The organism is Lacrimispora sp., assembly GCF_031982545.1.
Taxonomy (GTDB): Bacteria; Bacillota; Clostridia; order Lachnospirales; family Lachnospiraceae; genus Lacrimispora.
On sequence record NZ_DALYXB010000013.1, the window covers coordinates 1 to 23,377 of the forward strand.

At 41.4% G+C, this 23,377-nt stretch carries 19 protein-coding genes and 7 tRNA genes; 19 read left to right on the forward strand and 7 right to left on the reverse strand.

What is annotated here, in order from left to right; genetic code table 11:
• Nucleotides 1-76 precede the first annotated feature (76 nt).
• From ABS301_RS19820 to ABS301_RS19850, 7 genes are all read left to right on the forward strand, one after another.
• Nucleotides 77-150, forward strand: a tRNA-Asp gene (locus ABS301_RS19820).
• Nucleotides 151-173: 23 nt separating this feature from the next.
• Nucleotides 174-246: transfer RNA gene (locus ABS301_RS19825), tRNA-Val, on the forward strand.
• 35 nt (nt 247-281) lie between these two features.
• Nucleotides 282-354, forward strand: a tRNA-Thr gene (locus tag ABS301_RS19830).
• An 18-nt stretch (nt 355-372) separates the two neighbouring features.
• A tRNA-Tyr gene (locus ABS301_RS19835) sits at nt 373-454 on the forward strand.
• A 46-nt stretch (nt 455-500) separates the two neighbouring features.
• Nucleotides 501-574, forward strand: a tRNA-Met gene (locus ABS301_RS19840).
• Nucleotides 575-618: 44 nt separating this feature from the next.
• Nucleotides 619-691 (forward strand) — tRNA-Phe (locus ABS301_RS19845).
• Between the two features lie 3 nt (nt 692-694).
• Nucleotides 695-767: transfer RNA gene (locus ABS301_RS19850), tRNA-Lys, on the forward strand.
• A gap of 68 nt (nt 768-835) precedes the next feature.
• Here the strand turns inward: ABS301_RS19850 and ABS301_RS19855 are convergent.
• Nucleotides 836-1,066, reverse strand: coding sequence for a hypothetical protein (locus ABS301_RS19855; RefSeq protein ID WP_349673859.1), 231 nt, complete (start codon nt 1,064-1,066; stop codon nt 836-838).
• A gap of 124 nt (nt 1,067-1,190) precedes the next feature.
• Here ABS301_RS19855 and ABS301_RS19860 point away from each other — a divergent pair, with 124 nt between their 5' ends.
• Both ABS301_RS19860 and ABS301_RS19865 read left to right on the forward strand, forming a co-directional pair.
• Nucleotides 1,191-2,669, forward strand: coding sequence for an aminotransferase class I/II-fold pyridoxal phosphate-dependent enzyme (locus ABS301_RS19860; RefSeq protein ID WP_349673860.1), 1,479 nt, complete (start codon nt 1,191-1,193; stop codon nt 2,667-2,669).
• Between the two features lie 21 nt (nt 2,670-2,690).
• Nucleotides 2,691-3,278 (forward strand): nucleoside/nucleotide kinase family protein, encoded by a 588-nt coding sequence (locus tag ABS301_RS19865; RefSeq protein WP_349673861.1) that lies wholly within the window; start codon nt 2,691-2,693, stop codon nt 3,276-3,278.
• Nucleotides 3,279-3,338: 60 nt separating this feature from the next.
• Here the strand turns inward: ABS301_RS19865 and ABS301_RS19870 are convergent, their stop codons facing one another.
• The 6 genes from ABS301_RS19870 to ABS301_RS19895 all read right to left on the reverse strand — a co-directional run bounded on the left by ABS301_RS19870 (nt 3,339) and on the right by ABS301_RS19895 (nt 11,132).
• Nucleotides 3,339-4,340, reverse strand: coding sequence for an ABC transporter permease (locus ABS301_RS19870; protein ID WP_349673862.1), 1,002 nt, complete (start codon nt 4,338-4,340; stop codon nt 3,339-3,341).
• A complete protein-coding gene (locus ABS301_RS19875; RefSeq protein ID WP_349673863.1) occupies nt 4,337-5,836 on the reverse strand; it encodes a sugar ABC transporter ATP-binding protein in 1,500 nt (499 codons plus the stop codon). Before ABS301_RS19875 ends, ABS301_RS19870 begins: the two co-directional genes overlap by 4 nt.
• Before the next feature lie 34 nt (nt 5,837-5,870).
• Complete coding sequence (locus ABS301_RS19880) at nt 5,871-6,881, reverse strand: sugar ABC transporter substrate-binding protein (RefSeq protein ID WP_349673864.1); 1,011 nt, start codon at nt 6,879-6,881, stop codon at nt 5,871-5,873.
• Between the two features lie 208 nt (nt 6,882-7,089).
• Nucleotides 7,090-8,442, reverse strand: coding sequence for an ATP-binding cassette domain-containing protein (locus tag ABS301_RS19885; RefSeq protein WP_349673865.1), 1,353 nt, complete (start codon nt 8,440-8,442; stop codon nt 7,090-7,092).
• Nucleotides 8,439-9,473, reverse strand: a complete 1,035-nt coding sequence (locus ABS301_RS19890) for a sensor histidine kinase (RefSeq protein WP_349673866.1) — start codon at nt 9,471-9,473, stop codon at nt 8,439-8,441. The genes ABS301_RS19885 and ABS301_RS19890 overlap by 4 nt, the downstream gene beginning before the upstream one ends.
• A gap of 15 nt (nt 9,474-9,488) precedes the next feature.
• Entirely contained in the window at nt 9,489-11,132 is a 1,644-nt protein-coding gene (locus ABS301_RS19895; RefSeq protein ID WP_349673867.1) for a response regulator transcription factor, read from the reverse strand.
• Nucleotides 11,133-11,457: 325 nt separating this feature from the next.
• Here ABS301_RS19895 and ABS301_RS19900 point away from each other — a divergent pair, with 325 nt between their 5' ends.
• The 10 genes from ABS301_RS19900 to ABS301_RS19945 all read left to right on the forward strand — a co-directional run bounded on the left by ABS301_RS19900 (nt 11,458) and on the right by ABS301_RS19945 (nt 23,309).
• The gene (locus ABS301_RS19900) at nt 11,458-13,638 is read left to right on the forward strand and encodes a helix-turn-helix domain-containing protein (RefSeq protein WP_349673868.1); all 2,181 of its coding nucleotides are present in this window, start codon (nt 11,458-11,460) and stop codon (nt 13,636-13,638) included.
• A gap of 186 nt (nt 13,639-13,824) precedes the next feature.
• The gene (locus tag ABS301_RS19905; RefSeq protein WP_349673869.1) at nt 13,825-14,802 is read left to right on the forward strand and encodes an ABC transporter permease; all 978 of its coding nucleotides are present in this window, start codon (nt 13,825-13,827) and stop codon (nt 14,800-14,802) included.
• Nucleotides 14,803-14,812: 10 nt separating this feature from the next.
• Nucleotides 14,813-15,724 (forward strand): carbohydrate ABC transporter permease, encoded by a 912-nt coding sequence (locus ABS301_RS19910; RefSeq protein WP_349673870.1) that lies wholly within the window; start codon nt 14,813-14,815, stop codon nt 15,722-15,724.
• A gap of 43 nt (nt 15,725-15,767) precedes the next feature.
• Nucleotides 15,768-17,363: an extracellular solute-binding protein gene (locus ABS301_RS19915; protein ID WP_349673871.1), complete on the forward strand. Its 1,596-nt coding sequence runs from the start codon at nt 15,768-15,770 to the stop codon at nt 17,361-17,363.
• Nucleotides 17,364-17,440: 77 nt separating this feature from the next.
• Nucleotides 17,441-18,535 carry an alpha/beta hydrolase family protein gene (locus ABS301_RS19920; RefSeq protein WP_349673872.1) on the forward strand — a complete coding sequence of 365 codons (1,095 nt, stop codon included), beginning with the start codon at nt 17,441-17,443 and terminating at the stop codon, nt 18,533-18,535.
• Nucleotides 18,536-18,665: 130 nt separating this feature from the next.
• Complete coding sequence (gene holB / locus ABS301_RS19925; protein WP_277405373.1) at nt 18,666-19,655, forward strand: DNA polymerase III subunit delta'; 990 nt, start codon at nt 18,666-18,668, stop codon at nt 19,653-19,655.
• Nucleotides 19,656-19,658: 3 nt separating this feature from the next.
• Nucleotides 19,659-20,567: a PSP1 domain-containing protein gene (locus tag ABS301_RS19930; RefSeq protein ID WP_349673873.1), complete on the forward strand. Its 909-nt coding sequence runs from the start codon at nt 19,659-19,661 to the stop codon at nt 20,565-20,567.
• The gene (locus ABS301_RS19935) at nt 20,557-21,294 is read left to right on the forward strand and encodes a tRNA1(Val) (adenine(37)-N6)-methyltransferase (RefSeq protein ID WP_349673874.1); all 738 of its coding nucleotides are present in this window, start codon (nt 20,557-20,559) and stop codon (nt 21,292-21,294) included. The genes ABS301_RS19930 and ABS301_RS19935 overlap by 11 nt, the downstream gene beginning before the upstream one ends.
• Nucleotides 21,295-21,340: 46 nt before the next feature.
• A complete protein-coding gene (gene rsmI / locus ABS301_RS19940; RefSeq protein WP_349673875.1) occupies nt 21,341-22,198 on the forward strand; it encodes a 16S rRNA (cytidine(1402)-2'-O)-methyltransferase in 858 nt (285 codons plus the stop codon).
• A 145-nt stretch (nt 22,199-22,343) separates the two neighbouring features.
• Nucleotides 22,344-23,309 (forward strand): beta-ketoacyl-ACP synthase III, encoded by a 966-nt coding sequence (locus ABS301_RS19945; protein ID WP_349673876.1) that lies wholly within the window; start codon nt 22,344-22,346, stop codon nt 23,307-23,309.
• Nucleotides 23,310-23,377 lie beyond the last annotated feature (68 nt).

The following is a 23,377-nucleotide window of genomic DNA, read 5'->3' on the forward strand; positions in this document are numbered from 1 at the left end:
AAGAGGAAAGAACGGATGAAAGATATATAACAATGTGTGGTTTTGAGGGTATATGTATTAACCTTCAAAAAGGTTTGGCCTGGTGGCTCAGTTGGTTAGAGCGCCGCCCTGTCACGGCGGAGGTCGTGGGTTCGAGTCCCATCCGGGTCGTTTTACAACTGCATTTTGCTTATGGGATCTTAGCTCAGCTGGGAGAGCATCTGCCTTACAAGCAGAGGGTCATAGGTTCGAGCCCTATAGGTCCCATTCTGTATGCACACGCCATACATGAGTAGATTTGTGCCGATGTGGCTCAATTGGCAGAGCAGCTGATTTGTAATCAGCAGGTTATCGGTTCGAGTCCGATCATCGGCTTGCATCAAAATTAAATATGGATGGGTTCCCGAGTGGCCAAAGGGGGCAGACTGTAAATCTGTTATCGACGATTTCGATGGTTCGAATCCATCTCCATCCATTTAGTGATTAAAATTCTAATCACTGCATATAATATAATTGAATAACGCGGGGTGGAGCAGTCTGGAAGCTCGTCGGGCTCATAACCCGAAGGTCGCAGGTTCAAATCCTGCCCCCGCAATTTTTGTTGGTATTTTTTATGAATTATGTGTTTTTTACACATGAGCCCAGATAGCTCAGTTGGTAGAGCAGAGGACTGAAAATCCTCGTGTCGCTGGTTCGATTCCGGCTTTGGGCATATGGGATACTAGCTCAGGTGGTAGAGCACTTGACTTTTAATCAAGTTGTCCGGGGTTCGAATCCCCGGTGTCTCAGGACAAGCCTTGGAACAGAAATGTTTCAGGGCTTTTTTTATGCAAAAAAATATTCGATGAAAGTATTACTATTCATCGAATTCTACGATTACATAATAGCCCCTGTCGTTGCGTTTGATCTCTTTCACAATTCCATGATCTGATTTAATTCGGTCACGGCCCATATAGCATCCGGACATGGCAACCGCAGGGTCAATAATATAGCTGTAGCTGCTGGTTCCTTCTCTTTCGATGATCTGAACCTGGTCACCAGCCGTTACAAGTCCGGGGCGTTCCATTTTAAATTCTATCAGTCTCATAATCGGTGTTCTCCTTCTTATTTCCAGGTTATTATAACCCTGTGAGAAAAAATTGTAAAGATAAGATAAGAATGATATACTAAAAGGGCAATTTCGAGTGCTATTAAGAGAGGCGGTTGGCAAAGTGAGTGATAATAGGAATCTATTAGAACGATTAAAGGAGTATGGAAGATCAGATTTTTATCCCTTTCATATGCCTGGGCATAAAAGACAATGGGAAGAATCATTTTGTACGAATTTTACCAACCCATTTTCTGTTGATATTACGGAAATTGACGGATTTGATAATCTGCATCATCCCCAGGGAATATTAAAGGAGTCTATGGAATGGGCGGCAAACGTATATAAAAGTGACAGGACTTATTATCTGGTGAATGGAAGCAGCTGTGGGATATTAAGCGCCATCAGCGGTACGGTATCAAGAGACGGAACCATTTTGATGAGCAGAAATTGTCACAAGTCAGCATTCCATGGAGTTTTCCTCAATAATTTAAGATCAGAATATATTTATCCACAATTGATCAGGGAATTTGGCCTTCAAGGTGGAATACTTCCTGAAGATATGGAATGGATGTTGAAAAACAATCCGGATGTGGAAGCTGTTCTTGTGGTATCTCCTACTTACGACGGTATTGTTTCGGATGTGGGAAAGCTTGCGGATATAGTTCATAAATTTGGTTTACCTTTGATCGTTGATGAGGCACATGGCGCTCATTTTTCTTTTGGAGAAGGACAGGGATTTCCTGTATCGGCCATTGAACTGGGGGCTGATGTGGTGATTCAGAGTCTTCATAAAACCCTTCCCTCTCTTACACAGACTGCTGTTATGCATGTAAAAAGCGGGTATGTGGATATGGACAGGCTGGACCGGTATGTGCATATGTATCAGACCAGCAGTCCGTCTTATGTTCTGCTTGCTTCCATAGACAACTGTATCAGATATATGGCTGAAAATGGGTCAAAATGCATGAATGAGTTCTATGAGAGGATAATGGAGTTAAGGGAGGGGCTGAAAAATCTTACCTGTCTGAAGATTCTTAATGAACAGGTAAGAGGGCAGTCCGGAGTGTATGACGTTGATTTATCAAAGCTTGTTATATCTACAAGGGAGTCTAAATACTCGGGAGCTGAACTGGATCATTTATTAAGGGAAGATTATCATTTGGAAATGGAAATGTGCGGAACGGACTATGTAACGGCTATATTAACCATGGCTGACACAGGAGAAGGCTTTAAAAGGCTTTCCCAGGCATTACTGGAGATTGATTCAACGGCAGGGAAGGGCTCTGAGATATGCTCGGGCGGAAGATATTTAGCAGCGGGATACGACAATTTTAAATTCAGACCGGAATGCAGGACTACCATTGGGAAGTCCATGGACTCTCGCAGAAGAAAGGTTCTTTTAAATGATGCAGTGGATCTTGTCTCAGCGGAATTTGTTTACATTTATCCTCCGGGCATCCCTATTATTGCGCCTGGCGAAGTGCTGAAAAAGGAGCTGATAGAACTGATTGCAGCATATAAAAATATGAAACTTCCGGTACAGGGACTGGAAGATGAAAAGATAGAACATATTTATGTTATGGATGAATTAGCTGAATAAATAAATTTGGAGTAGGAAACGATGAGCAGGATATTTTATATTATGGGTAAAAGTGCATCCGGGAAGGATACTATTTATAAAAAACTTCTGGAGAGAATTCCTGGTTTAAAAACCATTACCCCATATACCACGAGACCAATTCGGGATGGAGAAGTTAACGGGGTGGAATATTTTTTCACAACCAGAGAAGAGCTGGAACAATTCCGCAGAGACGAGAAACTAATTGAAGAACGTACTTACGATACAATATATGGGCCATGGACTTATTTTACAGTAGACGATGGCCAGTTTAACCGGTCAGGACGGGAACCATATCTTATGATCGGGACATTGGAATCTTACGAGAAAACCAGACATCATTTTGGTAGTGGGTATTTGTTTCCAATTTATGTGGAGGTGGATGACAGAAAGCGTTTACTTCGTTCTATTGAGAGAGAAAGATCTCAGGAAGTGCCTAAATATAAGGAAGTATGCAGAAGGTTTCTCGCGGATGAAGAAGATTTTAAAGAGGAGAATCTGCTTCGATGCGGTATAGATACGCGTTTTCAAAATGATGATCTTGATTACTGTCTGGATGAGATTACAGAGCAGATTAAAAAGTATTTGTAAAGATAAAAATGCTCTCTGACATTGGTATATTACCAAATTGTTCAGAGAGCATTTTTTTGTTTATTTTGCTGCCAGTCTTCTGGCTTTTGCTTCCATACGAGATCTTGTTACATCGATGAATACGGCTGCGATGATAACCATACCAATTACGATGTATTGAACAGAGCTTGAGGTATTAAGGAGTGTCAGTCCGTTACGAATGGTAGAGATCATCAGTGCACCGATTAACGTTCCCCAGATCGTTCCTTTGCCTCCCATGAATGAAGCCCCTCCTATAATACAGGCTGCAATGGCATCTGTATCATAAGGAGATATGGCTGCAGATGGATTTGCCACTGCAGAACGTCCTACAATCACCAGGCCGGCTATTGCACACATGAAACCGGATAAGCTGTAGACAAAGATCAGGACGTTGTCGGAATTGATGCCTGATAGACGGGCAGCTTCCGGATTTCCGCCTACACAGTAAATCATTCTGCCCAGTGCGGTTTTATTTAAGAAGAAGTGATACACACCATATATTAATAAAAGAACTACGAAGCACAGAGGAATTCCGGAAAACCCGTCCAATGATTTAAACAGGTTGGAGGATCCTAAAAATGTAACGCCTGCTGGAAAGTCGGAAATCGTTTTGGTTGATACCACTAAAAGGGCAAGGCCACAAAGTACGTTCTTCATACCCAGAGTTGATACAAAGGGATGAGGGAGATGCATTTTCGTCAACAGAAGTCCATTTAAAAAGCCAACACAAAGTCCTGTGATCATGCAGGCGAGTATGAGGATTAATGGATTGGTAATTCCCAGTGAATTCTTTAGCATACCCATTACACAGGCGCACAGTATGGCGTTTGCCCCTACAGAAAGGTCAATGCCTGCGGTAATCAGTACAACCAGCATTGCTGCGGATATAAGGCCGTTAACGGCCGTCTGCCGAAGGATATTCATCATGTTATTCATTGTAAGAAATTTGTCTGTTGCTACTGACAGAATCATAAACAACAGGATCAGAGCCAACAGCGGAGCTGCCTTACTGACTATGTCTTTCATTTTTTTTGTTTTCATTGTATAGCACCTCCCCAGGCAGCTTTCATAATTGTCTCCTGATTCAGTAAGTCACTGTCTCGTGAAAGCTCACCCATGATTTTTCCTTCTCTCATTATAATGACTCTGTCACTCATTCCGATAATTTCAGGCAGCTCAGAGGAAATCATGATTACACATTTTCCTGCTTTAATCAGGTTGTTCATGATGTTATAAACTTCAACTTTTGCGCCTACATCAATGCCTCTTGTGGGTTCATCAAAGATATAGATATCTGCATTGGTATTAATCCATTTGCCGATTACTACTTTCTGCTGATTTCCGCCGGAGAGCTGGCCCACTGCTTCCTTTGAATCTGATATTTTAATTTTTAAACCGTCTACATTATCTCCGGTTAGCTGGTCAATGTGTTTCTCATCCAGAAAGAGTCCTTTTTTGCATTTTTTCATGGAACTGAGAATGAGATTGGTACGTACAGACTGGGTCAGAACAAGGCCCTGGCCTTTCCGGTCCTCTGTTAAAAATGCGATGCCTTGTCGGATTGCATCTTTTGGAGTTTTAATTGTGGCAGGTTTTTCATTGATATAGATATTTCCTGAATCGTGGCCGTCAGCACCAAATATAGCGCGGAACGTTTCTGTACGGCCAGCGCCTACCAGGCCGGCAAAACCAAGTATTTCTCCGTAATTGGCATGAAAACTTACATCTTTTAAAAGTCCGGTTGAATTTAAATGCTCTACTCTTAAGGCCTCTTTCCCTCTGGCGGTCTCTATCTTTGGATACTGGTTATCCAGAGTTCTTCCTACCATGGCGGAGATCAGAGAGTCATTGTCCATCTCGGAAATGTCCTTTGTCAGAATATGTTCCCCATCTCTCATAACGGTTACGCGATCGCATAATTCGAAGAGTTCTTCCAGTTTGTGGGATACAAACAGGATGGAGATTCCTTTTTTCTTTAGAGCACGGACTGTCTTCATTAATTGGGCGACTTCTTTTTCTCCAAGACTGGAAGTTGGCTCATCCATAATAATAAGCTTTGCATCAATTAAAACAGCTTTTGCTATCTCAACCATCTGCTGTATTCCCATACCATAGGAACCACATTCTTTCTTTACATCAATATCCTGTCCCAGTGACAGCATTACCTCATGAGCCATCTCATGCATTTTCTCATATTCCAGGAGCGGGCTGTTCTTCTTTTTCAGCGCTTTATTAATAAATATATTATCTGTGACTGACAGAAGGCGTACAATATTAAGTTCCTGGTAAACACAGGCGATTCCATGAGCTGCAGCCTCCCTGGGGTTTTTAAAGGAGACTTCTTCTCCCTCCATGATGAGGGTACCTTCTTCCGGGGTATACACCCCGGTCAGTACTTTAATCAGCGTGGATTTCCCGGCACCATTTTCACCGATCAGTCCATGAATCTCGCCTGGTTTTATTTCCAGTGACATATTGCGCAGAGCCACAACTCCTGGGAAGCGTTTCGTCACATCTTTCAGTTCCATTAAGCTCATAGCAGTTCAACCCTTTCTGTTTCTTACAAGCAGGTTATTTTAAATAGCCTTTCAGTTTTTCTAAGTAGTCTTTTGCATTGTCGGAAGAAATAACTTCACAGCCTGTATCTACAAAGGATTTTACAGTCTCGCCTTTTACAGATTTCACTGCAGTTTCTACTGCTTTATATCCCATGGTGTAAGCTGACTGGGCGCAGGTTGCAGAAATGGTTCCATCAATAATATTCTGTACACCACTCTGATTTCCATCAAATCCTACGATGACTACATCTTTTAATCCGCTTTGTTTGCAGGCGGTTGCAGCTCCTGCAGCAGTATCATCATTGTGACATAAAACGATCTGAATGTTTCCGCTCTGAGCAGTAATCATGTTTTCCATAACATTGGCAGCTGTGTCAGGATTTGACTGGGCATACTGTACGGAAACGATGTCTATTCCGTTTTCTTTCATAGCTCTTTCGTAACCGGCCTGTCTGGCATCGCTGGTTGCGTTTCCTTCAACGCCGCCTATGATAACCGCTTTTGCTCCCTTGCCGGCTTTTTCTGCGGCATATAGTCCGCCCTGATAGGCAGCTTTGTCATTACCGGTACCGACAAAGGCTATTTTTCCGGGTATTTCAGCATCGGTATCAACGGTTATGATTGGTATTTTTACATCACCGATTACGCTGGCAACTGATTCTGACTGGAGAGGGGAAATAACAAATGCATCAATACCTCCTGCCAGCATGGTTTCAATCATATTGTTCTGCTCGTCATAAGATGTTTCTGAAGCAGGTCCCTGAAGGTCAACTTTTACACCTAAATCTTTTGCAGCAGCATTGACTCCAGCGGCTACGTAGCTCCAGTATTCGCTGGAAAGCGTTTTTAAGATTACACCGACTTTGATATCTCCCGTAGTGGAAGCGTCGGTGGAAGCGGGGGCAGCAGCGGCAGTGGAAGCTTCACTGCTGGCTGGCGTTGTATCCGCTTTTTTTCCTGCGCAGCCGGTAGCTGATACCAGTAAGGCAGAAATTAACATCATGGATAAGATTCTTTTTTTCATGTTTAATCTCCTTTCACAACACGTGTTATACAATTTGCATAAAATGATTCAATGTAATTACTATTTTATAGACAAAAACACAATAACACAATGGTATAATTTGCGCTGTAAGGGGGTGGATGTTTCGATATCTTATTTTATATCAGATGAAAAAAAGCCCGGCTGAGGTAGGCTTTTTTCAAAGAGAAACGATAGAAAATGGAAGCAGTTAATCTGTAAACAAACAGCCATTTAAAGCGGTCAGATGTTTTCCTTTCATGGTATATGCTTCTGTTATATGATTTGTAATGAGTATGACTGCAATTCCTGATTTTAATGCTTCATCAAGCAGATTTATGGTCAGTGAACGAAGCTGAAAATCAATGGATGAAAATGGTTTGATACAAACGAGAATTTTAGGACGGAGAAAAATCCACCTGTAATAGATTAGTTTCAGCTTGCACTCATCACTGACTTTATCTGCTTTCTCCCCCAGTTCCTTTTCTGTAAAAATCCCTTCAGTCATATTTTTAACCAGCTTCTGATATGACTTTTTTAATTGAATGCCAGACTTTTTTTGCATAAACATAAAAATAAAGTTATCCATAATCGTCATATCAGTGAATATCATCTCATCTAAAGATCTCGCTTCTATGAATACAATTTCGTTTAAAACAGAGCGAAAAACAGTATCCGACCGGTTGGATATCATTGCTTTTCCAGTTATGGAACGGCAGCCTTCCAGCATGGAAATGGCGTGACTGCATTCTGCAGAATTTGTGTCCAGTATATTTAACAGTTCTCCTCCCTTTATATAGCGGGTTAAGGAGATTACGGGATTCAGTTTTAAATCCTGAAGATCCTCAGTATCTGTAATGGTTTGATCACTTACTGACTGAATAAAGTGATGAGGGGTGAACCGGCTTAAGGATCTTCCGTTTTTTATAATGGTAATTTCATCAGCGTGTTTCCATAAATCAGAATCGCTTCCTGAAACATAGAGAAAGGTCATTCCTTTTTCTTTTAATCTGGCGGATAGTTCAAAAAAACCGTTCATTTCATCCTCTGATAAAAACATTTCCAGATCTGTAATTACAGACAGTTTTCGTCCGGATATATAAGCACGAAGGAGCTCAATCTGCTTTTGCTTTCCGTAATCCAGAGTATGGGCTTTGGATGACATGGGGAGAGACAGATCCAGTTCTTTTAAAAGGTCAGGCGCCATCCGGCAAAGAGAAGCGGCCCGGTTCCACCAGAACACCTTACTGTTAGCCACAAATATATTTTCTTCCACACTTAACTGGGAAAAAATGCCACGGTTTTTCCCTATAAAAGCGGTTTGTTTTTGAATCTGATCCTGGGAACGGTAAGAATTTATCTTTTCTCCATTCCAGTAGATCCAGCCTGAATCTGGTTTTAATGAGCCATTTAAAAGTCTTAAAAAATTCTGTTTTTCAATTAAATTAGGGATAATGGCACAGCAAATCTGCCCCCGAAAGGCTCGCAGGCATACTCCTTTTAGTAAAGTCTGATTTCCCTCAGAACAGTAGATATTTTCGTAGCGCAATACTTCCTGTTTCATTTTTCAAGCCCCTCTGCTTCATCAAGTATGTAGGGAAGGGTAAGAGACACCTCAGTTCCGGCTCCGGGGGAACTAAACAAATGAATGCCGTATTCCTCTCCCATAAGAAGACGTATTCTGGAATTCACGTTATTCAGTGCGATCCCGCCTTTTTTGTCTTCTCTCACAGAACCAGTGCCGCCTGCCATATGAAGAAGTGTATCATTTAAATGTTCGACTGTGGCTTCGTCTATGCCAATTCCGTCATCTGAGACGGAAATATAAAGGATGGTATCGCTGTGATCAATGTCTATGATCACCTTTCCTCCCTCAACTTTTGGCTCCAGTCCATGCTTAATGGCATTTTCAACGATTGGCTGGAGAGTAAGCTTTGGAATTCTGGCCTTTAAAAGGTCTTCCTCCTCTGGCAGCAGGATATCCAGATATAACTTTTCTTCGAACCGGTATTTTTGAATGATAAAATAGTTTTTTACATTGGAAAGCTCCTCTTCCAGTGTTGTAAGACTTTCCATATTAGAAGTAGTATAACGGAAAAATACCGCCAGTGCTTCTGCAATTTTTCCAATCTCAGGGACGCCCGCCATAATGGCATCCGAGCGGATGGATTCCAGTACGTTATAAAGAAAATGAGGATTGATCTGGTTTTGTAAGGCCAGATAACGGGCCTGCTGTTTCGCATTTTCAATCATCTTATCTTTATCCAGACTGGTATGAATTCCTGATAACAATTCATTGAAGCTGGGTGATATTCCTTCCAGGCTTTTAAAAAGCTCAGTGAATATAATGCCGTTGTTAAAGAGCTCTGCCTGCTTTTCCATAAAACGAAGTGGCTCCCATATTTTCGCTTTTCCCCATAGGAGAATTGAAAATAATCCAAGACTCATAAACAGAACCAGGAGCACTGCAAAGTAGGATTCCTGACTGTGATCCGCCATCAGAATCAGGAAAAGCATAAGGAGCATAAGAATACTCCAGGATATCAAAGTACCGATCCATAGGACAAACCGGTTTTTTAACCATTGCTTTTTCAATTAGATTCCTCCCAGCTATCGGTTGGTAAACAATTTCCTGTACTCATTGGGCGAGACGCCAAGGGTCTTTTTAAACTGTCTGGTGAAAAACTTGATATCATTATATCCGGCCAGTTCAGCAACCTCACTGATGCTTCTTTCTTTTTCGGTCAGCAGCTTTTTGGCGGTGTCGATCCGCACCATTTGTATATACTCGCTTAAAGTTTTTCCGGTTTCTTTTTTAAAGAGAGAGGAAAAATAGGTATAGCTGAACCCGGTATTTTTAGCCAGCTCTTCCAGCTTAATATTAATTCCCTTATTTTCTTCAATAAAATGTTTGGCATAGATGACAGGCTTTATTTCTCTGTTTTTCAAATGGTCCAGCACATTCATAAGTGTTTCACAAAGAGTGTCTTCCAATAGCCGGAATGTCTGCTCCAGGCTTGTACTGTGTTCGTACATTTCAGAAAACCAGGATTCTTTTTCGTGTTCGTCCAAAGAGGAATCCAGCTGCTTGAATCCATTGAGATAATAGTTAAGAAGCAGCAGGAGATTTTTCTTTACCTGTAAGCAGGAGGTTATATCTTCTGCCTTCATAATATGCCTTGCAGCTTCCACGCATTTTTTAATCTCTTCCATATCAAAAGCTTCCGGCCTGTCTTCCAGAAGCTTTAAGATTCTGGCGTCCATGGCGGAGGAGAGACCCGCGTTTATAAAAGGTGTCTTTATCTCTGAGACTGTATTTAAGCCAGTGAGAAAACGGTTACCAATGGCGATACGGCTTTCCTTAATCCGCTTAATCAGCTGGATGCAGCTATCTGCCTGTTCGCTGACGACAGCATTAAAGTAGAGCCTGGGGAATAAATCCTGTAGACTGAGGACACGCTCCTTTATGTGGTTTATGGATTCCAGCAGCTCTTTCCTGTCAAGAGCATCAGAAAAGAGAAGAAAGAATATTCCTTCTTCTGTTACTTCAGAGATCCAGATCCAGTTGTGGGAGGAAAACTCCACTTCAGCTATTTCAAGGGTTTTCTCTGTTAGCAGCTGGTAGCTTTCTTTTGTAAATTCCCTGTAACTGATATTGGGTTTTACTGCAATACACCTTGCTGAATTCTTCATGATATCAGCAGCATTTATTTTTTCAACTTCCTGCAGTATGTTCTCCTCCTGTTCGTCCAGCTGCTTTTGTAAAACAGTTTTTAAAAACAGGTGTTTAAATGTACCGGTATAATTCTTTATGGTTTCTTCAAGATGCAGGCGCGAGGATTGTATGGATATCTGCTCCTGGGTTTCCTTAACCAGTTTTTTTAATGTACGGGTTAAATCCTCCTGGTTGATGGGCTTTAGAAGATAATCTCTTACCCCAACCCGCATTCCCTGCTGGGCATACTGAAAGTCTTTATAACCGCTGATGATGATGCATTTGAGAATTTCATTCTGCATTTTTGCTTCTTCAATCAGACGAAGACCATCCATTCCAGGCATTCGGATATCTGTAAGAAGAATATCCGGTTTTTTTTCATTAATCAGCTGCAGAGCAGTTAAACCGTCGTATGCGGTTCCAAGCAGCCGGATGCCAATTTCATCCCAATTAACTAAATATTCGATGAGCTTACAGATCTTTTTTTCATCGTCTGCAATTACCATACCTAAAATTGCAATCATCTCCCGTTTTGTCATTTTTAACAGTATTGCCTTTCAGGTTAAGTATACTTCACTGGTGAGAGATTCTCAACATAAATAGTGTTGAAAATTGTTGGAAATTGTAAAAAACACCATAATATTTTAAGTAATGATGAAAATATTGAGTAATAATGCTTTTTAATCCGGGTTAATTTGTTAAAATTATATCAAAAGTGCATAAAAACGGTTCAAATCATAGGCAGTAACTATGAGTACAGTTGAATTTTCTTGCTATCAATGAGTGGGTTTGGTATATTATTAATAAGATTTTGTACCGTAAAAAACATAGGGAATGTAAGAGGTATAATAAGGTGATTAAAATATGAATGCTATGGAAGCCCGTAAGAGCAGATTCTTTAAAAATATGTTCTTGTCCTACTGTCTGATCATTATATTAAGCTTTCTCATTTACTCGGTTACAGTCATTTATGAGGCTGCAAAAGTGAAAGAAAATCAGGCAGTTAAATATTATGAAACAAAGGCCCAGGCATTTGCCAATGGGATGGATCAGCAGATTTACAGCGCACAGAATATAATAACAAATCTTAATAATTCCTCGTTGATTAACAAATTGTATATGACTGTCCAGATGCAAAGTCCGGTTGATTCCTATCTTTTGTATCAGGTGTTAAATGACATCCGTTATCAAAAAACAGCTGGAGATGATTTTAGTATCTCAGATGTTGTCCTGATGATGAATAACTACAATAAGGTATATACCAGCGATGAGGTGATTCACTTATCCGATCGCATTGATTTATCAGAATGGAAGACCGACCGTCTGGCAATCACAGATTTAAATACCTGTTTAAATATGAATAACAGCCAGCTGACATTTTTTAAAAAATATCTGATATACAGTGGAGCTTATCAATATGGATCTGGTTCACAGAGAGGGATTATCTGCGTTCTATTTGAAAATCAGAAGATAGAGGAGATGCTGAAAGCTGCATCCGGTGAGGCCCGGGGATATGCAGTTTACTATAATGGAAAACCGGTTATAAAAGAGGGGATTGAAAATGGAAGAAGTTTTAAACAGACCTCGCAGGTAAGCAGTGCCATTTCTTATGAGATTATAGCGGATCATAATAAGTTTGGCTTTGAGTTATCTGACTTAGGATCTTTTGCATTGGTATTTGGATTTTTGATTTGTGTGGGGTATTTAATCCTCGCTTACTTTTTTACAAACCGGTATTCATCCCCATTTGAGAAAATCAGGCTTTTAGTGGGGAAAGACAGGAAAGAGGGAAAAAACGAAGCAGAAAAAATTGTCTCCGGTGTGGTTGATCTTCTTGGAGAGCGTAATGGGTATATGCAGCAGGTTCATAACATGTCGCCCTATGCCAGTCAGGGAATCCTTCACAGTCTTATTCTTGGGAGTGACGGGGAATCTGGTAATAAAGAATTTTTAACTGATTTCGTTCAGTTAAAACGAGTGTTTTTTCTGGCCGCAATGGTCGATTTATATTATGGAGAAAAATGGAGTAAGGATGAGGCAAAAAAAGCGGTAAAAGCGATTTCCCTGCTGGCAGAACAGGAATCAGATGAGGAATTTAAGATCCTGTCTTATAAAAAGGATTCGTTCCATGTCTATCTTATTTTTAACAGCAATAACGGAGAGCGTCTGGAAGATAAGCTTTATGAGTTTTTTGATAAGATGAAAAAGACCCTGGATTCTAAGTGCATGGTAACCGTTGGAGCAGATGAGGTGAAGGAAGAACTGGAAGAGATATCTGTTTCCTGTGATAATGCAATGCTGGTTTTGGAAAAAATTTTATGGGAGGGAAGAGGGTCAATCTATTTCCATGATCCGCAGTCAGGCTGTTCTATGAATTATTATTTCCCAAAGGATGGAGTAAAACAGCTGACAAAGGGGATGAAGGACAGAGACAGGGAGTCTATCAGTCATTTCTTTGAGGAGATTGAGAAGAAAAACCAGATGGAGTTTGATAATTCTGTTTATGCCGGGAAGCTGCTGTTAAGTGAGCTTTATGTTACCGTTGCAAAAGCGATGCAGGCCATATGGGATCAATGCGGCATTCCTTTAAGAAGAGTGGATGTCTGCCCTTCTTACCGTACCATGGATGAGGTCATTGAATATTATAGCAATCTGATAGAAGGGCTTTTTATTGAAGTGGATCACTCTGAGGAATTAAGAGAGGAATATTTCCAGAATGAGTTGGAATTAATTGAGTATATCAATAAAAATGACAAAAACCCGGATCTTTCCCTTACCCAGATAGCGGACCATTTTTCGGTAAGCAGTAAATATGTGACTGCTTTGGTGAAAAAGCGGTTTGGCATGACCTATTTAAAATATGTGCAGGAACGAAGAATTTCTTATGCCATTGATCTTTTAAAGAATTCGTCTCTTCCCCTTGAGAAAATAGCGGAAGAATGTGGCTACACCAATATGCTGACATTCAGAAGAAATTTTAAAGCGATTATGGCATGTAACCCAAGTGACTTCCGGGGAGAGAAAACAGCGGAAGAAGAGTCGTAATAAATCAACAAATAAACGGATTATAAAACCAGGAATGAATCAAAAAAGGATAGCAAATACGGCTTCCTTTTTTGATTCATTCATTTTTTATGGGCAAAATGCCCTTGGAAAAAGTGAAACTAGTAAAACAATAAGGCAAATTATACAATTTATTCACAACTCATCAAATGGAAGGGGACAAAAGAAATGAATGTGCTTGCCAGCAAAAAAGCAAAGCCAGAGATAAAAAAACTCTCGAAAGAAGAAAAAAAACTGCTGTTTCGAAAAAATGTGAAGAGAGATAAATATCTGCTTCTAATGTTTGCACCAGTTTTGATCTATTATCTGATATTCGCCTATTTACCTATGACAGGTCTGGTAATGGCGTTTACACAATTTAAGGCGGGCAGCGGAATGATGGGCCTTTATACAGGTACCTTTGTGGGGCTGAAATGGTTTATTCAGTTTTTTAACTCACCGTATGCGTTCCGATTGATCCGAAATACCTTTTTGTTATCATTTTATTCTTTAATATTTGGGTTTCCGATTCCTATTATTTTTGCACTGTGTATTACCCAGATAAAAAACAAGTATTTACAGAAAGGGACTCAGATCATTACATATTTGCCTTATTTTATCTCTACGGTAGTTATCTGCGGAATGATAACAAACTTTTTATCACCGTCCAGCGGAATTATTAACCAGCTGATTGTTAAGGCAGGGGGGACCGCAATAAACTTCCTGGGAGAGCCTAAATGGTTCCGGGCGATTTATGTTATTTCTGGTTCCTGGCAAAGCTTTGGATTTAATTCTATTATCTTCGTAGCTGCAATTATGGGTGTTGCGCCGGAACTTTATGAAGCAATGAAGGTGGATGGTGCCAGCAAGGTTCAGACCATACGTTATCTGGTACTGCCAAGCATTAAGCCAACCATCGTACTATTACTGATTATGTCGCTGGGCAATCTCCTGAATGTGGGATTTGAAAAGGTTTATCTTCTTTATAATTCCGGAATCTATGATACGGCAGATGTAATCTCCACTTATGTTTACAGGCAGGGTATTGGTAGTCAGAATTACAGCTATGCAACAGCAGTGGGACTGTTTAATTCTCTGATTGGTTTTGTCATCGTGTTTACGGCAAACAGGCTCAGCAGAAAACTGACAGAAACATCGGTATGGTAAGGAGGAAGAGATGAATCAGAAAAGCGCATGGATAGAGTTTAAAAATGAATGTATCACAGATAAGCTGTTTGATATCTGCATCTGGGTACTGATTGCAGCAGCAGTCTGTATTACCCTGTATCCCTTTGTATATGTTGTAAGCATTTCCTTAAGCTCTGGCGAGGCGGTGAACAAGGGATTAATAACTATGTTACCGGTGGATGTTAATCTGGATACATATCGGATGGTTATGTCTTATAAGGATCTATGGATTTCTTATGGAAATACATTTTATTATACAATTACGGGAACCTTTTTAAATATTGTATTTACCTGTCTGGCGGCCTATCCGCTTTCCAGAAAACGGTTTTTTTTAAGAAAAAAAATGAATTTCCTGCTGGCATTTACCATGTATTTTTCCGGTGGACTCATACCAAGTTATCTGGTTGTAACCGGGCTTGGTTTGTATAACAGCAGACTGGCCATGATACTTCCGGTTCTGGTCAGTGCTTATAACGTTATGATCTGCCGTTCTGCGTTTGAAGGCATTGCTGAGGAATTATTTGAGAATGCGTATCTTGAGGGAGCAAATGACCTTCAGATTTTGGTAAAAATAGCAATCCCATTAGTAAAACCGACGTTAGCTGTTTTAACTCTGTATTATGCAGTGGCACGGTATAATGATTTCTTTAGTGCGCTGCTTTATATCGGAAAACAGAATCTTCAGCCGTTGCAGTTGTTTCTTCGAAGAATTCTTCTGATGGCATCTACAGAGATCATGCAGGCTTCCGGTAATGCAACGGCCGCCAGTGCAGCAGCTCAGTCTACCATTCAGATCAGATACGTCTGCATCGTTTTATCCATGGTGCCAATCGTATGTCTTACTCCCTTTATACAGAAGTATCTGGTGAAAGGAACCATGCTGGGAGCAGTAAAAGGATAATCATGTTTTGATTATATATAATAAAAATGAGGAGGATGTTACAATGAAAAAGAAGGAATATTGGAAAGCAGCAGTCTTATCTGCAATGATAGCTGCAGCGGCGTTATCTGGCTGTTCAGGAAAGGGCACTCAGGCGGAATCGAAAGAGGAAAAAAGCAATGAGGCTGAATTTAATTACACAGGGGCAGCACCGGTAACCAACACTCCTGATGCAAAGGTCAGTATTCTGGCACAAAATTCCTGGTATTCTACCGTAGACTATGCCAACGCGGATATTATTAAGAAAATTGCTTCCAACGCAGGGGTGACGATTGACTGGACCCTTGTCTCACCTACCAACTATAAGGACAGTGTCAGCCCAATGCTTGCATCCGGTTCGGATCTTCCCAATATTGTGGAACTCCCTGATCTGGATGATAATATGACTTATATTACCGGAGGACTTTTCTATCCTCTTGATGAGTATATGAATTATATGCCAAACTATAAGAAGTTTCTGGATAGCAACCCGGCGATAAAAGCCAGTCTGACAGCTGAGGATGGTCATATTTACTATGTACCCCAGACGGTTGTAACGGATAATTATCAGCCCTGTACCATGATGAATATGCAGTGGTTAGATCAGCTGGGTCTTCCGGTACCAACTACACTTGATGAGTTCGTAGAAGATCTGCGTGCGTTCCGGGATAATGATATGAACGGAAATGGAGACAAAACTGATGAGATTCCATTAAGCGTAACAGCTAAGAATCTCCCCTTTATGTTTGGCCCGGCGTTTGGTCTTAACCTGGTGGATGGTTTTTATGCGGATGAAAGTGGGAAGGTACACTATTCAGCTGCAGAATCTGACAATTACAAGAAGTATCTTACGTTTTTAAATGGTCTTTATAAAGAAGGTCTTTTGGAAGTTGAATATACATCGCTTACCCGTGATCAGATTACAGAGCGCTGTGCCCGTAATATAACTGGTGCAACATTTGATTACAGCTGGCAGATGTCACAGCTTTACAGCAAGCAGTATCCGGAGTATACTGGTGAAAAAGGAATTATGGTTGGAATTCCACCTCTTTCTGGAGAATCAAAAGGCTTTTATCTTGGAAGAAATCCTATTGCCAATATTTTCGGTGTCAGCAAGTCAGACAAAGACCCGCTTATTGCCATTAAATTTTTAGATTATGCCATGAGTGAGGAAGCACAGAATTATTATGTCTGGGGACTGGAAGGAGAAAGCTATACGGTATCAGCAGATGGGAAAAAGGCTTATACAGAAAAGGCTTCTGATAGCAACTGGCTTCAGCAGTTTGGCATTAATGCAGGTTGTCTTCCTTCCCAGCAGTCGGTGGATGCTACAGATGTACTTCTTCCAAAATGGCATGTTGATAAGGATAAGGAGCTGCAGGCATTTTCCAAGGCACCTTGGCCATTCATCTATTCTACAAAGGATGAGCAGAATATTATTTCCCAATATCTGGTTGATATTACTACTTATGTAGATGAAATGAATGTGGCATTTATTACAGGTACAACAGATCTTAGTACATTTGATTCCTATTTATCTACCCTTGACAATATGGGATTAAAGGATCTGCTGAAAGTGAAACAGCAGCAGTATGACCGGTTCGTTTCATCGACCAAATAATGAGTTTAAGACCGGCACAGAGGATGGATTCTGTGCCGGTTTTTTACTTTAAATGTATATAATTGAAAGGACAAGATATGGAAAATAAGAAAAGAACTATACCTATCTCCAGGTTTTATACCTGCGAAGAGAAGCTGATAAAGAGAATCAGGGAGAAGGGCAGAAAAAACAGGTTCTGTGCTGAGACAAAAACAGATTATGAAAATTGGAAGAAGGAAACAAGAGAGCTGTTAAAAAACCTGATTGGACTTCAGAACATGGAATATTCCCCGTTAAATCCCCAATGTCTGGAACGGGTGGTAATTGAAGACGGTATCATACGTGAAAAGATTCTTCTTCAGGTAGAACCGGAAGTGTATATGCCGGTCTATGTTCTGATTCCTCCCAAAAAGGGGGAAGAAAAGTTAAAATGTTTTCTGGCACCTCCCGGTCATCAGGGAGCAGGGAAATATTCGGTAGCCGGAGTGCGGGAAATTCCGGCAGTTGCGGATAAAATTGAGCTGTTTCATTATGATTATGGTTTGATGATGGCAAAGCTTGGCTATGCAGTTCTCTGCCCTGACTGCCGCGGCTTTGGGGAGAGAAGGGAGGCTGCACTCCAGGGAGAAGAGGAAAATGAATTTTTAAATTCTACCTGTTTTCATCTTGCCCATATGGCAGAACCCCTTGGTATGACTGTGATTGGGATGTGTACCTGGGACTTAATGAGACTGGTTGATTATGTCTGGGAGCGGGGAGAATGGGAGGAGGAATCTGTGGGGTGTGTGGGATTTTCCGGCGGAGGGATGCAGACACTCTGGCTTTCTGCTTTGGATGACCGGATTAAAACCGTGATAATCAGCGGATACTTATATGGATATTCGGATTCTCTTTTAAGGCTGAATGGCAATTGCAGCTGCAATTATGTACCTCATCTTTGGGAACATGTGGATATGGGAGATATTGGGGCACTCCTGGCGCCAAGACCTCTCATGGTACAGTCCGCCCGTTCTGATCATCTGAATGGTTACAGAGGAATGGAAAATGTTTTAGAGCAGCTGGATGTGATCAGAAAGGCATATGGTTTGTATGGGAAAGAGGAAGTAATTTATCATGATATATGGGATGGTGGTCACTGTTTCCACGCAGAAAATCTGGAGAAATTCTTAAATGGAGTCATGGAAGTGAAATAAAGTAATTTTAATTGGATACGATAACATTTGCCAATACTTCTTTCTTGTGGTGAAAAACGTTCTATGCTATAATGATACTGGCTGGTTTTTATAAAAACGGGTCATACAACAGCGATAGGGAGGTGTCTCTATGCCAGGTTTCCACGATATTATCGGTCATGAGAGAATCAAAGAACATTTGCAGAAGGCGATTGAATCAAATCATGTATCCCATGCGTATATTCTCACTGGAGAAGCGGGAATGGGAAGAAAATCTCTGGCTAACGCATTTGCCATGACTTTGCTGTGTGAAAAAGGTATGAGCGAACCGTGTATGCAGTGCCATGCCTGCAAACAGGTTATGAGCGGGAATCATCCGGATCTTATTTTTGTCACACATGAAAAAACAGCAGGTATCGGTGTAGATGACATCCGAGGTCAGATACAGGATACGATTATGATTCGGCCTTACAGCAGTTACTATAAAATATATATCGTTGATGAGGCGGAAAAGATGACGGTTCAGGCGCAGAATGCTCTATTAAAGACCATTGAGGAACCTCCGTCTTATGCAGTTATTATGCTTCTTACTACCAACCAGGAAGCATTTCTGCCTACAATCCTCTCCCGGTGTGTGCAGTTGAAATTAAAGCCGTTAAAAGATTCTGTCGTTACTTCCTATCTGACAGGATCTATGGGGATTAGTGAGAGCAGGGCGGAAGTATACGGAGCATTTGCCAGGGGTAATTTGGGACGTGCCATTCATCTTGCTGCGTCAGAAGAATTTCAGGCGCTGTATATGGAATTAATCCATATGCTGAAGCACTTAAAAGAGATGGATATCATGGAACTCTTAAATTATATCAGGAAGCTGAAGGAACAGGATCCGGATTTATCTGACTGCCTGGATTTTATGCAGCTGTGGTATCGGGATGTTTTAATGTTTAAAGTAACACAGGATATCAATCTTCTTGTTTTTAAAGAAGAATTTAATACAATGAAGGAAATGAGCGCTGCCAGCTCTTATGAGGGAATCGAGCTGATCCTACAGGCCATAGATAAGGCAAGGGTTCGTTTAAATGCCAATGTAAATATGGAACTGGCGATGGAGCTTATGCTGCTTGTTATGAAGGAGAATTGATTGATGATAAAAGTTATTGGCGTCAGATTCCGGAATGCAGGAAAAATCTATTACTTTGATCCTGTAAATCTGGAGGTAAAGGCTGGGGATCATGTAATAGTAGAGACAGCAAGAGGTATTGAGTATGGTTACGTTGTACTTGGAGCCCGTGAAGTGGAAGATGAGAAGGTGGTTCAGCCTTTAAAATCGGTGATCCGTATGGCTACCAAGGCAGATGATGAAGTAGAGAAAAAGAATCATGAGAAGGAAAAGGAAGCATTTAAAATCTGCAAGGAAAAGATTAAAAAGCATGGTCTTTTGATGAAGCTGATTGATGCGGAATATACCTTTGATAATAATAAGGTGCTGTTTTATTTTACAGCAGATGGAAGAATTGATTTCAGGGAGCTGGTTAAAGATCTGGCTTCTGTTTTTAAAACAAGGATTGAGCTGCGCCAGGTAGGTGTCAGGGATGAGACTAAGATTGTGGGAGGTGTTGGTATCTGCGGCAGAACGCTGTGCTGCCACTCTTATCTTTCTGAGTTTATACCGGTTTCTATTAAGATGGCAAAGGAGCAGAACCTTTCACTAAATCCAACCAAGATTTCTGGCGTGTGCGGAAGGCTTATGTGCTGCTTGAAGAATGAAGAAGAAACCTACGAAGATCTTAACAGCAAGCTTCCTGGTGTTGGAGATTTTGTGACCACAGATGACGGTTTAAAGGGAGAGGTTCATTCAGTCAGTGTTCTAAGGCAGTTAGTTAAGGTCGTGGTTACGATTAAGGATGAAAAGGAAATCAGAGAATACAAGGTGGAACAGTTAAGGTTTAAGCCCAGACGCCGCAGGGAAAAGACCCAGGTGACGGATGAGGAGTTAAAGGCTTTGGAAGCTCTGGAAAGGAAAGAGGGAAAGTCTAAGTTAGATGACAATTAAGCTGAAAGACAATGAACGAATTGATGACCTGCAGCGCAATGGTTATCAGATCATACAAAATCGGGACGGCTTCTGTTTTGGGATGGATGCCGTTCTGCTTTCCGGATTTGCAAAGGTAAAGCCAGAAGAAAAGGCAATTGATCTTGGAACCGGAACGGGAATTATCCCCATTCTTTTGGAAGCGAAGAATCTGGGTCTTCATTATACAGGGCTTGAGATTCAGGAGGAAGTGGCTGATATGGCTGCCAGAAGCGTGGCGCTGAATCATCTTGAGGATAAAATAACCATTGTCAAAGGAGATATAAAGGAAGCCAGCCGTTTGTTTGGTGCGGCTTCTTTTGATGTGGTGACATCCAATCCGCCTTATATGAATGACGCCCACGGTCTTAAGAATCCGGATCTGCCAAAGGCAATATCACGACACGAGGTATTGTGTACATTAGAGGATGTGGCAAGGGAAGCGGCCAGGCTTCTTCGTCCGGGAGGACGGTTTTATCTGGTTCACCGACCACACAGACTGATTGAAATCATAACAGCATTAAAGAGTGTGGGTATGGAACCCAAGCGAATGAAGATGGTACACCCCTTTGTTGATAAGGAAGCAAATATGGTTCTTATTGAAGCAGTCAGAGGTGGAAGGTCCATGATTAAGGTGGAGGCACCGGTGATTGTGTATAAGGAACCAGGCGTGTATACGGATGAGATCTATACCATTTACGGGTACTGATCTTAACCAGGAATGAAAGAAAAGGAATTTTAGCGGGAGAAGGAAAATGAACGAGAAAAAAGGTAAATTGTATTTGTGCGCCACTCCCATCGGTAATCTTGATGACATTACCCTCCGGGTCTTAAATACGCTGAAGGAAGCGGATTTAATCGCGGCAGAGGATACCCGTCACAGCATTAAGCTTCTGAATCATTTTGATATCAAGACGCCTATGACCAGCTACCACGAGTATAATAAGGTAGAAAAGGCAGTTTATCTGGTGGAGCAGATGAAGCAGGGAGTTATGGTTGCTTTGATTACAGATGCGGGAACACCGGGGATCTCCGATCCAGGTGAGGAACTGGTGAAACAATGTTATGAAGCAGGGGTAGAGGTAACTTCTCTTCCGGGACCTGCGGCCTGTATCACAGCGTTGACCCTTTCCGGACTGGGAACCAGGAGATTCTGCTTTGAAGCGTTCCTTCCTTCCGATAAAAAGGAAAAGCAGTGGATTTTAAATGAGTTAAAGAATGAGACAAGAACCATAATTCTCTATGAGGCTCCCCACCGTCTTGTCAAGACTCTGGAAGAGCTTTATGAAGCATTAGGGGAACGTAGAATTACCATCTGCCGGGAATTGACAAAACGGTATGAGACTGCATTTCGTACAACATTTACCCAGGCACTCAGCACTTACCGCAATGAGGATCCAAAGGGAGAATGCGTCATCGTGGTGGAAGGTAAGAGCTTCGATGAAATCCGTATGGAGCAGACAAAAGCGTTTGAGGAGCTTTCTATTGAAGATCACATGGCACGCTACGAAAGCCAGGGAATGGATAGAAAAGAAGCCATGCGTATGGTTGGGAAAGACCGTGGAATCAGCAAAAGAGAGGTTTATCAGTATCTGTTAAACCGGGAAATATAAAAAATATCTTGACAACAGGCGTTTATTCTAATAATATTAGTTTGAGATTCAAACTATTTGAAATATAAAACAATCCAACGAGGCATGATTTCATTTCAGTCCGGGAATTACCAGAATGGAACAGAAACATGAATGGGGGAAATATATGACAACAAAAATAATTGGAACAGGGTCTGCAGTTCCGGACCGGGTGGTGACCAATGACGATCTGGCTAAGATCGTGGATACCAGTGATGAATGGATCCAGTCAAGGACTGGTATCAGGGAACGGCGGATTGCCGATGCCCAGTCTGGAACCACGGATCTGGCTATAAAGGCCGCTATGGCCGCTCTGAAGGATTCGGGTGTATCGGCGGATGAACTGGACATTATAGTTTTGGCTACTTCATCTCCTGACCGCTGTTTTCCAAGCGGAGCCTGTGAAGTACAGGCGGCAATCGGAGCCCACAGGGCAATTGCTTTTGATTTAAGCGCTGCATGCTCTGGTTTTGTCTATGGATTCCATACAATCTCCGCATTTTTTCAGGCAGGTATCTATAAAACAGGTCTGATCATCGGAGCCGATACGTTAAGCAAGTTAATTGACTGGAAAGACAGAGGAACCTGTGTACTTTTTGGAGATGGTGCGGGAGCAGCGGTAGTACGGACCCAGGATAAAGGAAATTTTTACATGACCATGGGTGCTGATGGCACAAGAGGAAGTGCACTGGACTGTGTATCACGGACCACTGGTAATTTTCTCACTGGTCAGGAACCGGAAACGGGCTATATGACCATGGATGGCCAGGAGGTGTTCCGGTTTGCAGTTAAAACCGTTCCGGAAGCAATCTCAGAGGTGCTTACAGAGAGTGGAACGGATATAAGTGAAATTAAGTATTTTATTCTGCATCAGGCGAATTACCGGATCTTTGAATCCATTGCAAAAAGACTGAAAGTGCCCATGGAAAAGTTTCCAACCAATTTAGAACGGTATGGAAATACATCAGGAGCATCAGTTCCGCTTTTATTAGATGAATTAAACAAAGCCGGAAAGCTGCAACGGGGAGATAAGATTGTACTTGCCGGATTTGGGGCAGGTCTTACCTGGGGAGCAATCCTTATGGAGTGGTAGATATTGGATGTAATACTTTGAAAATCAAAGTACTAGCATATAAAAATGATTAAGAGGAAGCAAAAGGA

Bases quoted from the DNA above. Each gene is read 5' to 3' on its own strand.
- ABS301_RS19915 (WP_349673871.1), top strand. From the start codon at position 15,768: ATGAAAAAGAAGGAATATTGGAAAGCAGCAGTCTTATCTGCAATGATA.
- ABS301_RS19905 (WP_349673869.1), top strand. From the start codon at position 13,825: ATGAATGTGCTTGCCAGCAAAAAAGCAAAGCCAGAGATAAAAAAACTC.
- ABS301_RS19910 (WP_349673870.1), top strand. From the start codon at position 14,813: ATGAATCAGAAAAGCGCATGGATAGAGTTTAAAAATGAATGTATCACA.
- ABS301_RS19900 (WP_349673868.1), top strand. From the start codon at position 11,458: ATGAATGCTATGGAAGCCCGTAAGAGCAGATTCTTTAAAAATATGTTC.
- ABS301_RS19865 (WP_349673861.1), top strand. From the start codon at position 2,691: ATGAGCAGGATATTTTATATTATGGGTAAAAGTGCATCCGGGAAGGAT.
- ABS301_RS19880 (WP_349673864.1), bottom strand. From the start codon at position 6,881: ATGAAAAAAAGAATCTTATCCATGATGTTAATTTCTGCCTTACTGGTA.
- ABS301_RS19855 (WP_349673859.1), bottom strand. From the start codon at position 1,066: ATGAGACTGATAGAATTTAAAATGGAACGCCCCGGACTTGTAACGGCT.
- ABS301_RS19895 (WP_349673867.1), bottom strand. From the start codon at position 11,132: ATGACAAAACGGGAGATGATTGCAATTTTAGGTATGGTAATTGCAGAC.
- holB (WP_277405373.1), top strand. From the start codon at position 18,666: ATGCCAGGTTTCCACGATATTATCGGTCATGAGAGAATCAAAGAACAT.
- ABS301_RS19935 (WP_349673874.1), top strand. From the start codon at position 20,557: ATGACAATTAAGCTGAAAGACAATGAACGAATTGATGACCTGCAGCGC.
- ABS301_RS19870 (WP_349673862.1), bottom strand. From the start codon at position 4,340: ATGAAAACAAAAAAAATGAAAGACATAGTCAGTAAGGCAGCTCCGCTG.
- rsmI (WP_349673875.1), top strand. From the start codon at position 21,341: ATGAACGAGAAAAAAGGTAAATTGTATTTGTGCGCCACTCCCATCGGT.
- ABS301_RS19885 (WP_349673865.1), bottom strand. From the start codon at position 8,442: ATGAAACAGGAAGTATTGCGCTACGAAAATATCTACTGTTCTGAGGGA.
- ABS301_RS19945 (WP_349673876.1), top strand. From the start codon at position 22,344: ATGACAACAAAAATAATTGGAACAGGGTCTGCAGTTCCGGACCGGGTG.
- ABS301_RS19875 (WP_349673863.1), bottom strand. From the start codon at position 5,836: ATGAGCTTAATGGAACTGAAAGATGTGACGAAACGCTTCCCAGGAGTT.
- ABS301_RS19920 (WP_349673872.1), top strand. From the start codon at position 17,441: ATGGAAAATAAGAAAAGAACTATACCTATCTCCAGGTTTTATACCTGC.
- ABS301_RS19930 (WP_349673873.1), top strand. From the start codon at position 19,659: ATGATAAAAGTTATTGGCGTCAGATTCCGGAATGCAGGAAAAATCTAT.